Source organism: Ensifer sp. ENS08 (assembly GCF_014852195.1).
In the GTDB taxonomy this organism is placed as follows: domain Bacteria; phylum Pseudomonadota; class Alphaproteobacteria; order Rhizobiales; family Rhizobiaceae; genus Ensifer; species Ensifer adhaerens.
Genome location: NZ_JACVBF010000021.1, coordinates 10,937 through 23,215, shown reverse-complemented (window position 1 = coordinate 23,215; position 12,279 = coordinate 10,937). Strand labels below are relative to the sequence as shown.

The 12,279-nt window shown below is 65.0% G+C and carries 8 protein-coding genes; all 8 read left to right on the top strand.

Features of this window, described 5'->3' with window-relative positions; genetic code table 11:
• The first annotated feature begins 2 nt into the window (after nucleotides 1-2).
• The 8 genes from IB272_RS30330 (at nucleotide 3) to IB272_RS30295 (ending at nucleotide 12,058) form a co-directional block, all read left to right on the top strand.
• Nucleotides 3-851 carry a sugar phosphate isomerase/epimerase gene (locus tag IB272_RS30330; protein WP_034789974.1) on the top strand — a complete coding sequence of 283 codons (849 nt, stop codon included), beginning with the start codon at nucleotides 3-5 and terminating at the stop codon, nucleotides 849-851.
• A gap of 47 nt (nucleotides 852-898) precedes the next feature.
• Entirely contained in the window at nucleotides 899-2,368 is a 1,470-nt protein-coding gene (locus IB272_RS30325) for an FGGY family carbohydrate kinase (RefSeq protein WP_112975370.1), read from the top strand.
• Complete coding sequence (locus tag IB272_RS30320) at nucleotides 2,365-3,060, top strand: class II aldolase/adducin family protein (protein ID WP_060529113.1); 696 nt, start codon at nucleotides 2,365-2,367, stop codon at nucleotides 3,058-3,060. Before IB272_RS30325 ends, IB272_RS30320 begins: the two co-directional genes overlap by 4 nt.
• Before the next feature lie 222 nt (nucleotides 3,061-3,282).
• Nucleotides 3,283-4,221 (top strand): cellulose biosynthesis protein BcsN, encoded by a 939-nt coding sequence (gene bcsN, locus IB272_RS30315; protein ID WP_063894939.1) that lies wholly within the window; start codon nucleotides 3,283-3,285, stop codon nucleotides 4,219-4,221.
• Between the two features lie 109 nt (nucleotides 4,222-4,330).
• Complete coding sequence (bcsA, locus tag IB272_RS30310) at nucleotides 4,331-6,508, top strand: UDP-forming cellulose synthase catalytic subunit (protein WP_034789955.1); 2,178 nt, start codon at nucleotides 4,331-4,333, stop codon at nucleotides 6,506-6,508.
• Entirely contained in the window at nucleotides 6,508-8,835 is a 2,328-nt protein-coding gene (locus IB272_RS30305) for a cellulose biosynthesis cyclic di-GMP-binding regulatory protein BcsB (RefSeq protein ID WP_089043685.1), read from the top strand. Before bcsA ends, IB272_RS30305 begins: the two co-directional genes overlap by 1 nt.
• Nucleotides 8,836-8,882: 47 nt before the next feature.
• A complete protein-coding gene (locus tag IB272_RS30300) occupies nucleotides 8,883-9,881 on the top strand; it encodes a glycosyl hydrolase family 8 (protein ID WP_246810482.1) in 999 nt (332 codons plus the stop codon).
• Nucleotides 9,878-12,058: a cellulose synthase gene (locus IB272_RS30295; RefSeq protein ID WP_192445653.1), complete on the top strand. Its 2,181-nt coding sequence runs from the start codon at nucleotides 9,878-9,880 to the stop codon at nucleotides 12,056-12,058. Before IB272_RS30300 ends, IB272_RS30295 begins: the two co-directional genes overlap by 4 nt.
• Nucleotides 12,059-12,279: the final 221 nt, after the last annotated feature.

Genomic DNA, 12,279 nt, shown 5'->3' with positions numbered 1-12,279 from the left:
CCATGCAGGGTTTTGGCGTCCATACGAGCATGTGGACCATGAATTGGGATCGCCCCGGTGCGGAGCGCGCCGTTGCGGCGGCGGTGAAATACGCCGTCGACTTCATCGAGATCCCGATGCTCAATCCGCCGGCGGTTGATACTGCCCATACCAAGGCGCTGCTGGAGAAAAACAAGCTGCGCGCGGTCTGCTCGCTCGGCCTGCCGGAGCGCGCCTGGGCATCCGTCCGACCCGATGCCGCGATCGAGCATCTGAAGGTGGCGATCGACAAGACGGCCGATCTCGGCGGCGAGGCGCTGTCCGGCGTCATCTACGGCGGCATCGGCGAGCGCACCGGCGTGCCGCCGACTGAAGCCGAGTACGACAACATCGCCCGTGTGCTGCAGGCCGCCGCCAAGCACGCCAAAACCCGTGGCATCGAACTTGGCGTCGAGGCGGTCAACCGCTACGAGAACCACCTGATCAACACCGGTTGGCAAGCGGTCGACATGATCAAGCGGGTGGGCGCCGACAACGTCTTCGTGCATCTCGATACCTACCACATGAACATCGAGGAAAAGGGCATCGGCACCGGCATCCTCGATGCACGCGACTTCATCAAATACATCCACCTGTCCGAAAGCGACCGCGGCACGCCCGGCTATGGCAACTGCGCCTGGGACGAGATCTTCGCGACGCTGGCTGCGATCGGTTTCAAGGGTGGACTGGCGATGGAAAGCTTCATCAACATGCCGCCGGAAGTGGCCTATGGCCTTGCGGTCTGGCGGCCGGTCGCCAGGGACGAAGAGGAAGTGATGGGCAACGGCCTGCCGTTCCTTAGGAACAAGGCCCGGCAATACGGATTGATCTAGGCGCGCGCGCATTAAGGGCCGCCTCTATCAGGACGGAGGGTCTCGGTATGGCAGTTTCAGCGGATGCGGACACGGGGACGGTCGCCGTCCTTGACGTCGGCAAGACCAATGTGAAGCTGAACGCGGTCACATCAGACGGTTTCGTCGTGGAAACGCTGAGCGTCGCCAACCCAGTGCTGCCGGGCCCGCCCTGGCGGCATCACGATCTCGAAAGCCTTGGCGAATGGGTCTTCGCCAGTCTCGCAGATCTTGGTCGCCGCCATCCGCTGCAAACCTTCGTCGCCGCCGGTCACGGGTCCGGCGGCGTACTCGTCGGCGATGACCCGGATATGGCCGCTGGCGCGGCTCTACCGATGATCGATTACGAGCAGCCGGTGCCGGAGAAAATCCAGCTCGGCTACGCGCCGCTATCCGGCTCGTTTTTCGACCGCGGCAGCGCGACGATGCACAGCGCCACCCATCAGGCGCGCCAACTCTACTGGATGCAGGAGCATGCGCCCGATGCCGTCGCCGCCGCGTGCTGGTATCTCGGCCTGCCGCAATATTGGGCGTGGCGGCTGTCGGGCGTTGCTGCATCCGAGGCGAGCTTGCTCGGCGCGCAATCGCATCTCTGGAATGTCGCCGAACGCCGCTTCGCGCCCATTGTCGGGACACGCGGCTGGCGGAGCCTGATGCCGGATTTCGCCGATGCCTGGCAGGTCCTCGGCTCCGCTCGTCCCGAGCTTGTCCGGCGCCACGGGTTGCCGGAAGGCTTGCGCGTGCTTACGGGCGGCCACGACAGCAGCCTCAACCACTATCGTTATCACGCCGGCGGGCTCAACGATTTCATCGTCGTTTCGACCGGAACCTGGATCGTCGGCTTTTCCGGCCGCACGGCCCTCGACCGGCTCGACGAACACCGCGGCATGACGCTGAACAGCGACGTCTTCGGGCGCCCGCTCGGCGGCGTGCTCACGATGGGTGGCCGCGAGTTCTCCCATGTGGCGGGCTGCGAACCGCCGAACGCCGCGGTGCCTGACGACGTCGTTCTCTGCTTGATCGCCAGACGCAGCATGGCTCTGCCGTCGTTCGGCGACGATGACGGCCTCTTTCCGGGAAGTGCCGGTCGCGGTCGCATCAGCGGGCCACCGCCGGAAACGCCGATCGAACGCAAGGCGCTGGCGTTGCTCTATTGCGCGCTTCTAACGGCGGAGTGCGTGGAGGCGCTGGGGCCGGGGCCGCTGGTCGTACTCGACGGAAGCTTCCTGCGCGACCCGCTCTATGCCCGCCTCGTCGCCGCACTGATGCCGAACCGGCGTGTGCGTTTCAATCTCGATGCCTATGGCGTGGCCTCCGGCGCCGCACTGCTTGCAAGCGAGGGCCGGCGCCGGCGCCCGGCGCCGCTTTCGCTCGCCGATCCCGGCGACGTGTCTCACCTCTCGCCTGCTGTCGCCGTCTATGCGTCGCAATGGCGAGCCCGCGCCCGGGCTGGGCGCAACAATGGTTTCAGTCGCGACTTCGAAAGGACATATCGATGAGCAAGGCCGACATTCTGTCGCTCCGCCGCGAGATGGTGGACATCTGCCGCCGCATGAATTCGAACGGTATCAACCAGGGGACTGCGGGCAACATTTCTGTTCGTACCGAGACCGGTTTCCTGATCACGCCGTCGTCGCTGCCCTATGAGACGATGCAGCCTGAGGATCTGGTCGAGATGGATTTCGACGGTACCTATGTCGGTCTTCGTCCGTCGTCGGAATGGCGTTTCCACCGCGATATCCTGAGGGAACGCACGGATATCAACGTCGTACTGCACTGCCATTCGGTCTATGCGACCACGCTTGCCTGCCACCACAAGACCATCCCGAGTTTTCACTACATGACCGGCATTGCCGGCGGCACGACGATCCGCTGTGCAGAATATGCGACCTTCGGCACGCAGGCATTGTCCGACAATGCGCTTGTGGCGCTCAAGGACCGTACGGCCTGCCTGCTTGGCCAGCACGGCCAGATCTCGCTCGGCAGGACGCTCGAGTCCGCCCTGTGGCTGGCGATCGAGATTGAGACCCTGTCGCGCATGTATGTTCAGGCGCTGACGCTTGGCGAGCCGCCGGTTCTGCCCGACGACGAGATGGAGCGCGTCATCGCGCAGATGCGCCGCATGAGCTACGGGCAGGCCCCGGATGACGAGGGTGTCAACGATCTTGCCCGTCCCAGAGAAGCGGTTTGAGGCGACTGGTCGCGGCGCCGCCGAAGCGCGCCGGCCCGCCCTGAAACAATCGATTTTGAGGGGACAAAGCCGTGCGTCGTCGCCCGGTCGCATCTCTGCCCCCATTCTTCGCGGGTTTGCGAAATGGGGTGAATCAACTAATGCTCAGCCATGATGCAACGATATCTGAGTCGGAGATTCGGCACGTCGGAGAGACGGCTGCGCCCTGCGAACGGCTGGCGCGTGGCTGCGGTGTCGCTGGTGGCCGCGACCGTGCTGTCGGGCTGCAACACGCGCCAGGACGTCGGCACGCCGACCGGCAGCATCATGGTTCCCTCGGAAAACGCGTTGATCCTGCCGCCGCCCGGCGGGCCTGCGGTTCTGAACGTCGTCGAACGGCGCAGCACCAACGCGATCGAGCAGGATATCTATCTTTACACCTCGGCGGCGACCCCAGGTCAGAACCTGCTGCGGGCCAAGTTCTTCGGCCCGATGAACGCCAAGTTCGACCAACAGTCCCGCTCGAACTATGCCGCTGTGCGCGACAACAAAATGATGGCTGAGGCGCGCCGGGCGCTGCCCGGCGTTTCGCTGTCGCTCAACCCTTACTTCCTGCAGAACAATTACGGGCCGTTCGGCTATGCCTTCGGTCAGGGCCGGGCGAACGACGCCTGCATCTTTGCCTGGCAGCAGATCCGCCAGGCGGAGAACCATCGCTCGCCGCTCAAGGGCTACGGCACGATCCAGGTGCGGCTGCGCTATTGCGCGGCAGGCGCCAGCGAGACCGAGCTTTTGGCCCCGGTCTACGGCTACACGATCACCGGCACCTTCGGCGATCCTGCCTGGAACCCCTATGGCGCGCCGCCGCCGCTGGAGGCGGGTCTCGGCCGAACCGGCAGCCCGATCTACCGCCAGGAAGAGGCGGTGACCACGAGCGCTCCGGTGGCGGTTCCGCGGCGCCAGGTGCAGCCCGTGGCACGGCGTGAAGTCAGCAGCGTTCCGGCACGCGTCGAACAGCAGGTCGTTGCGCCCGCCGCGGTGACGTCGATCCCGGTTCCGCAGCCGGACGGGACCGTCTCAATGCCGCAGGCGCAGGCGGAAACCACGGCGAAAACCTTGCCGAACGTGATCGTGCCGGCTCCCGCGTGCGCAGGGCAGCAGACCGGAGGAGCCTGCCCTTAATCGACCGCTAACCATCCTTTGTTATGGGCTGGTGTCGGTAGGGGAGACTCGGTCGAATATGGGTCGGGCAATACCAGTGGCATGATGCCGAACGCTGGAAGGCAAATGTATGAGCAGGATCGGATCGGTTGCCGCTTGGGCGTTTTTCTCGCTTTGTGTGATGGCGGTCATCACGCTGCCGGTGAACCTCCAGACGCAGCTCATCGTCAGCGTTCTCATCGTTACCTTCATGGCCGTGCTCAAGCTTGCCAATGCCGGCGGCCGCTGGCGGCTGATCGCGCTCGCCTTCGGTACGGCGATCGTGCTGCGTTATGTCTATTGGCGCACGACAAGCACGCTGCCGCCGCTCAACCAGCTTGAAAACTTCATCCCGGGCTTCCTGCTCTACCTTGCTGAAATGTACAGCGTGATGATGTTGTCGCTCAGCCTGTTCGTAGTGGCGATGCCGTTGCCGCCGCGAAAGGCGAGTTCGATCTCTCCCGGCAAGTTTCCGAAGGTCGATGTCTTCGTGCCATCCTACAACGAGGACGCAGGCCTGCTCGCCAATACGCTTGCCGCCGCCAAGGCGATGGATTATCCGGCCGACAAGCTGACGGTGTGGCTGCTCGACGACGGCGGCACCCTGCAGAAGCGCAACTCGGCAAACCTTGTCGAAGCGCAGCGCGCATCCGCCCGCAATGCCGAACTGCAGGCGCTTTGCGACGATCTCGGCGTGCGCTACCTCACGCGCGAGCGCAACGAGCACGCCAAGGCCGGCAACCTCAACAACGGCATGCTGCACTCCGACGGCGAGTTGATTGCGGTCTTCGATGCCGACCACGCGCCGGCGCGCGACTTCCTTTTAGAGACCGTCGGCTATTTCGAGCAGGACCCGAAGCTGTTCCTGGTGCAGACGCCGCACTTCTTCCTCAATCCGGATCCGCTTGAGCGCAACCTGCGCACTTTCGAGAAAATGCCGAGCGAGAACGAGATGTTCTACGGCATCATCCAGCGCGGTCTCGACAAGTGGAATGCCGCCTTCTTCTGCGGCTCGGCCGCCGTTCTCCGCCGCAAGGCGCTGGAGGATACCGAGGGCTTCAGCGGCATGAGCATCACCGAGGATTGCGAAACGGCATTGGCGCTGCACGGACGCGGCTGGAACAGCATCTATGTCGACCGCCCGCTGATCGCCGGCCTGCAACCGGCGACCTTCGCCAGCTTCATCGGCCAGCGCAGCCGCTGGGCGCAAGGGATGATGCAGATCCTCATATTCCGCTTTCCGCTGTTCAAGGGCGGACTGTCGATCCCGCAACGGCTTTGCTACATGTCGTCGACGCTGTTCTGGCTGTTTCCGATCCCGCGGACGATTTTCCTTTTTGCGCCGCTCTTCTATCTGTTCTTCGACCTTGAGATCTTCACGGCGTCTGGCGGCGAGTTCCTCGCCTATACGCTGGCCTACATGGTCGTGAACCTGATGATGCAGAACTATCTCTACGGCTCGTTCCGCTGGCCCTGGATCTCTGAACTCTACGAGTTCGCCCAGACGGTGCATCTGCTGCCGGCGGTCATCTCGGTGCTGCTGCGGCCGAGCCGGCCGACCTTCAAGGTGACGGCAAAGGATGAATCGATCCTGGAAAGCCGGCTCTCCGAGATTGCCCGGCCGTTCTTCGTCATCTTCGCGGTGCTTTTCGTCGCCCTGCTCATGACGGTCTACCGGGTCTACACCGAGCCGTACAAGGCAGACGTGACGCTCGTCGTCGGCGGCTGGAACCTCTTGAACCTGATCATGGCCGGCTGCGTGCTCGGCGTCGTGTCGGAGCGCGGCGAGCGGGCAGCCTCCCGGCGCGTCAAGGTCAGCCGCCGCTGCGAGTTCGGGGTCGCCGACAAATGGTATCCGGCAACGATCGAGGATGTCTCGGCGCACGGCGCGCGCGTCCAGGTCTACGGCATCGACGCATCGACGCTGCCGACCGACACCGAGGGCGGGATCCGCTTCGAGCCCTACAGCGGCAGCGGCGTGGCCGAGACGCTGCCTGTCGCGATCCGCAACAAGGAGGTTGCCGGCGATATCACCATCATGGGCTGCCGCTACCTGCCGCAGGTCGCCCGCCATCACAGCCTGGTCGCCGACCTGATCTTTGCCAATTCGCGGCAATGGAGCGAGTTTCAAAGCGCCCGGCGCGGTAATCCGGGACTGGTGCGCGGAACGTTCTGGTTCCTCTGGCTGGCGCTCTATCAGACGAGCCGCGGCATGATCTACTTCCTTCGCAGCCTGCGTGGCTCCGAGGCGCAGAAGGAGGGCGCTTGATGCTCAGGCGCCTCGTTCTCCCAGCCCTCTTGCTTGCGAGCCTTGCAACCGGCGTGTCGGCGCAGCCGTCGCCTTTCGACATGTCCGGCGAGCGCCCGGCGGATGCTCCGATCCTGCAGCCGCCGGCAGACACCGGAAGCAACGCCGGGCCGGCAGAGCCCATCGTCACGCTCAAGCCGCCGGACGACTTCAAGCGCTTCATCATCCCGTTCAGCGCACTGTCGCTGACCGGCGAGGTCGATGAACGCACCTGGTCCGTCTATCTGACGCCGGCGCAGGCGCAATCTGCCGCCTCGCTTAATTTCGCCTATCAGAACGCGATCGTCGTTGCGCCGGAAGCGTCGACGCTTTCGATCTTCGTCAATGGCGAACTGGCCGGCGAGAAGCCGATCGGCTCGGCGGAGGCCGCCACGCCGCTGAGCTACGACCTGAAGCCCGGGTTGCTGCGCGCCGGATCCAACGATATTCGCGTCAAGGTTCGCCAACGCCACCGCACGGACTGCACGGTCGAATCGACCTATGAACTGTGGACTGAGATCGCACCGGAATCGGCCTTCATCCGGTTTTCCTCCGGCGACAGCGCGACGCTTTCCAGTCTCGACGACGTACGCGCGGTCGGGCTCGATGCGCGCGGCCGGACGCAGTTCAACCTGGTCGTACCCGGCCTCCAGCAGCCGAGCCGAACGGCAACTCTGATGCGGCTTGCGCAAGGCATGGCGTTGCGCGGCCAGATGCCCGCCCAGGAATTCGCCCTCAGCGAGACCATGCCTGAACTCGCGAAACCCGGGCAGATGACTGCGCTCGTCGGCACCGCGGAGGAAGTGGCGCCGTTCCTCGAGCGACTGCCGGAAGGTGCGTCGAGCGGCCCTGTCGCCATGTTCGTGCGCGACGGCAAGACGAAGTCGTCGGTGCTGGTGATCAGCGGTCCAGACTGGTCCGCCGTTCAGGAGGCGATCGAGGGGATCACGCAGCCGATGGACCGCCCGAGCAACGTGCCGCGCGACGTCATCGCCACCGGGCGTTGGCAGTTGCCGGAGACGCCGCTGGTCGTGACGAATGCGCGCCTGCGCTTCTCCGAACTCGGGGTGGAAACCAGCGAATTTACCGGCCGGCGCTTTCGCACGCGTTTCTCCGTAGCCGTGCCGTCGGATTTCTATGCCGACGCCTATGGCGACGCGACGCTTTTGCTCGACGCTGCCTATACGGATGCCGTGCTTCCAGGCAGCCACATCGACATCTATATCAACGGCAACATCGCATCGACGATCCCTTTGAACTCGGCCACAGGCGACATCCTGCGCCACCTGCCGATCAAAGTAACGATGCGCCATTTCAAGCCCGGTCCGAACCTGATCGAGATCGAGGCGGTGCTCTCCGCCGAGCCGGACAAGGCCTGCGCGCCGGGAACGCCGGCCTCCAACGATCCGCGCTTCGCGCTCTTCGATACGTCCGAACTGCGAATGCCGGACTTCGCGCGCATCGGTCGCCGGCCGAATATCGCTGCGATTTCCGGTGCTGCCGCCCCCTATCGCAGTGATAGCGCCGCCGTTCCCCTTTTCCTCGACCGTGCCGACGAGGACACGCTGTCGGCGGCCGCGACCTTCCTTGCCCGCCTGGCTGTTGCCGGCGGCAGGCCGATGCTGGTGGAGGTGATCACATCGCCGCTTGCAGCCGGCAGCCGCAACGCGATCTTCATCGGCGCCATGCCGCAGTTGCCGAAGACGGTGCTGACACAGGTCGGTATCGACCCCGCCAGGCAGATGTCCTGGGGCAATGCGGAGGACACCGGCCGTCCTGACGACACCCAGAAAGCCATCGACGAATGGCGCACGCGCCTGAGCGGCGGCGCCTGGCGCAACCAGGTCACGGGGTTTCAGACCTGGGTGAAGCAGGAGTTCGACATTTCGCTGAGCTCGCTGCGTATCCTGCCCGAAGCGCAAGCCGCCTATATTCCGCCGGAAAGTGCCGGGCTTGTGATTGCGCAAGGCGCCAATCCGAGCGACGACGCGACCTGGACGCTGCTGACGGCGCCAACCGGAAAGCGTCTGCGTGAGGGCACGGCGGCGATCGCCGACGTCACGCGCTGGCAACAGCTTGCCGGGCGGGTCTCGGCCTATGAGCCGGCGACAGACAAGATCGAGGCGACGCCGGTCGCCGGATTCGATTTCGTCCAGACGCAGCCGCCGTCGCTCACCAACTATCGCCTGATCTTTGCCAACTGGCTGTCCAGCAACATCATGGTCTATGCCCTGCTGCTGATCGTGCTGTCGGTGCTTCTGGGGCTGGCAACATCCTCGATGCTGACCCGCCTGGGGCGGCGCCAATGAGGTGGCGGACCGCGCTTCTCGCCGGATTGCTTGCGCTCCTTTTGCCGATGGCGGCCGGAGCCGACGAACAGGCGGGCTCGGTGAAGGCTGGGGAATGGGACCAGTACAAGGCGCGGTTCCTCGATTCCGGTGGCCGGATCATCGACGACGCCAATGGCAATGTCAGCCATAGCGAGGGACAGGGTTATGGCCTGCTTCTCGCCGTGCTGGCCGACAACCCGGCCGACTTCGCGCTGATCTGGTCGTTCACGCGCCGTGAGCTGCTGCTGCGCGACGATGGGCTGGCGGCGTGGAAGTGGAGTGCCACCGAAACGCCGCACATTATCGACATCAACAATGCCACCGACGGCGACATCCTGATCGCCTATGCGCTGGTGCTCGCCGGTGAACGCTGGAAGCGGCAGGATTACCTGCAGGCCGCATCGAGGATCGCCAAGGCCATCCTCGACAACACCCTGCTCGATCATGGCGGGCGAACGCTGCTGTTGCCCGGCGTTACGGGCTTCGGCACGACCGATCGCCCGGATGGCCCGGTGGTCAATCCGTCCTACTGGATCTTCGAGGCTTTTCCCGCACTTGATCGGGTAGCGCCGTCGCCGCGCTGGAAGGCGCTCTCGGATGACGGCCTGGCCTTGCTCAATGCCCTGCAATCAGGCCCGAGAAAACTGCCGGCCGACTGGGTCAGCCTGCGTGCGATGCCGAAGCCAGCCCAGGGCTTTCCCGCCGAGTTCGGCTACAACGCTTTGCGGATCCCGCTCTACCTCGCCCGGGCGGACATGGGTGGCCGCGATCTGATGGCGCGGCTGCGGGCGGGAATGGCCGGCGACAAAGACGCATTGGTCCTCAGCGACGCCTCTACGGGGGCCGTTCAAACCAGCCTCACGGACCCCGGTTATCGATTTGTTAACCATATTCTGGCCTGTGTCTTGGACAGGGTTCCGATACCCGACAGCGTCAAGGTGTTCAGCCCGACGCAATATTACCCTTCCACGCTGCACCTGTTGGGGCTGTCTTACGTGAGGGAGAAGCGTCCGGAGTGTCTATGAAGTCCTCAATCGTTGCCATTGCCGCTGTGATGACTACGGCGATCGGGGTTGCCGGACTGACCGATGGCGGCTTCTTGCGCCAGGACAACAAGAAACTCGGCAGCTTGACTGGCGAGAGCCAGGAGGCGCCCGCCGTCGGCGGCAGCGCCGGCCAGGGCCAGCGCGGCGCGCCGCCGCAATTCACCGAGGTGGCCCAGGCCGACAGGCCGTCGGAGGAAGCACAAAGCACAAGCAAGCCGCAGTCGGTCGTCGACGAATCGGCGCTTCGCTACTTTGCCGCCAAGGGCGATACCGCACGGCTGCAGGCGGAAATCTCGCGCCTGCGCTCGCTTTATCCCGACTGGGTCCCGCCCGCCGATCCGCTGGCTGTGCCACGCAACAACGACGTCGCGCTCGAAACCATGTGGCGGCTCTACTCTGAAGGCCGCTACGCCGAAGTGCGCAAGGCGATCGCCGAGCGTCAGGCGAAGGAAGCCGCCTGGCAGCCGCCATCGGACCTGCTCGAGCGCCTCAACGTCGCCGAGGCTCGCGCCCGGCTGGTGAACGCCTCCGAGCTCAAGCAGTATGAAACCGTGATTTCGATTGCTGCGAGCACGCCGAGCCTTCTGACCTGCTCGGAAGTGGATGTGCTCTGGCATGTGGCGCAGGCCTTTGCCGAGACCAAGCGGCCGGACCGGGCCCGCGATGCCTATCTCTATGTGCTGAAGAGCTGCGACAACGCGCCGGAACGGCTCGCCACCGTGCAGAAGGCTGCCGCTGTGCTGTCCTACGCGACGCTGCAGGATCTGCTCGCGCTCGAGCGCACCACGCCGGAGGGCGTGCCGGAGTTCGAAAGCATCCGTGACGATCTCGCCCGGCGCTTCGTTGCCGAAGGTGACGGAGACAAAGCGCTTGCGGTTGATCCCAAGTACGTCCAGCGCGTCGAAAAACTGGCCGAGACCGGTGGCACGGCAAGCGACGCCCTGCTGCTCGGCTGGTATCAGCTGCGCCGCGACAACATGAGCGCCGCCGAGCAATGGTTCCGCCGTGCCCATGACAAGGAAGACAGCGCCTCCGCCGCGCAGGGGCTGGCGCTGACGCTGATCGCGCGCAAGGCACCGCTCGAGGCCGAGGCCGTACTCTACCCGTGGCGCGATAGCTCGCCCGATGCCCTTGCGACCTATTTCGCGGCGACTGCCAATCTGCTGGCAATCGATCCGCCGGTCGCCCTCGATGCCGCCGTGCTGGCGCGGATCGCTCAGGAAACGACCAAGGCCCGCGAACCGGCCACGGCCCAGCAGTTCGGCTGGTATGCGCGCGCCCTCAACCAGCCGGCAACCGCCGCACAATGGTTTGCAACGGCGCTGCGCTGGAAGCCGGACGACGAGCCGTCGGCCTATGGCCTCGCGCTCAGCCGTGACCAGCTGAACGACAAGGATGGCGTCGTCGAAGTCCAGCGTTTGTGGTCGGGCCGTTCCGAACGCATCGCCCGGCTTGGCGAAGTCAAGGAGAAGCTCGACGAAGTCAGCCGCGCGCCGCTTCCGACGGCCGAGGTGCAACGGACGCAACCGCAGCCGACGGCCCGTACCACCGTCGTCACAGAGGTGGTCGAGCAACCTGCCGCTCAGAGGCCGCGCACGGGCGGCGTCGTGCAGAAATCGGTGCGCAGCGGGGCCGGCTGCCGAACCACCATCAATCCCGCCGGCATGGCGCCGCAGGCGGCGCTCGCGCGCGGCTGGTGCCTGATGGACCTCAACCGGCCGCTGGAGGCCGCCGAAGCATTCGAGGTGGCCTTGCAGGCGCCTGCGTCGCAGATGCGCGAAGACGCGGCCTATGGCCAGAGCCTGGCCTACCTGCGCGCCGGCCTCACCAACAAGGCGGCGGTGTCGGCGACCAAGTCGACGCAGAGCCGGGGGCGGGTCGACGAGCTGCAGACGGCGATCCTCGCAGACCGTGCCATTGCCGCCTTCAATGCCAATCGCTACCGCGAGGCCATCCTTTTTCTCGATCAGCTCGGGCAGATCTCGACCCGCCGCCAGGACCTGATGGTGCTGCGCGGCTACGCCTACATGAACCTCAAGTACCACGCGGAAGCGCGACGCATCTTCGAGGCGCTTGCCGCCACCGGCAATAGAGACGCGATGCAGGGCCTTGCGGCCGTCGAGGCCAGCCAGGAAATCTGGCCGAACAAGAACTGATCGTCGATCCCGCGATGTCACGGCGACACCTGTTGCCGTACCAGGAGTGGAACGCTTGCCGCCGGACTCGGCGCGAGGGCCCGCCAACTCGTTCGCGCACAGGATGCAATCGGCAGGCGGTTCCGGATTTGCATATCGTGCTTGGCTTTGCCCCTCTTTGGAAGGAAATTAGCGAAACGCGGTGCTATCGTCCGGCCATGTCGCGGCGTTGATCTCATTGC

Bases quoted from the DNA above. Each gene is read 5' to 3' on its own strand.
- IB272_RS30330 (WP_034789974.1), top strand. From the start codon at position 3: ATGCAGGGTTTTGGCGTCCATACGAGCATGTGGACCATGAATTGGGAT.
- IB272_RS30325 (WP_112975370.1), top strand. From the start codon at position 899: ATGGCAGTTTCAGCGGATGCGGACACGGGGACGGTCGCCGTCCTTGAC.
- IB272_RS30320 (WP_060529113.1), top strand. From the start codon at position 2,365: ATGAGCAAGGCCGACATTCTGTCGCTCCGCCGCGAGATGGTGGACATC.
- bcsA (WP_034789955.1), top strand. From the start codon at position 4,331: ATGAGCAGGATCGGATCGGTTGCCGCTTGGGCGTTTTTCTCGCTTTGT.
- IB272_RS30305 (WP_089043685.1), top strand. From the start codon at position 6,508: ATGCTCAGGCGCCTCGTTCTCCCAGCCCTCTTGCTTGCGAGCCTTGCA.
- IB272_RS30300 (WP_246810482.1), top strand. From the start codon at position 8,883: ATGGCGGCCGGAGCCGACGAACAGGCGGGCTCGGTGAAGGCTGGGGAA.
- IB272_RS30295 (WP_192445653.1), top strand. From the start codon at position 9,878: ATGAAGTCCTCAATCGTTGCCATTGCCGCTGTGATGACTACGGCGATC.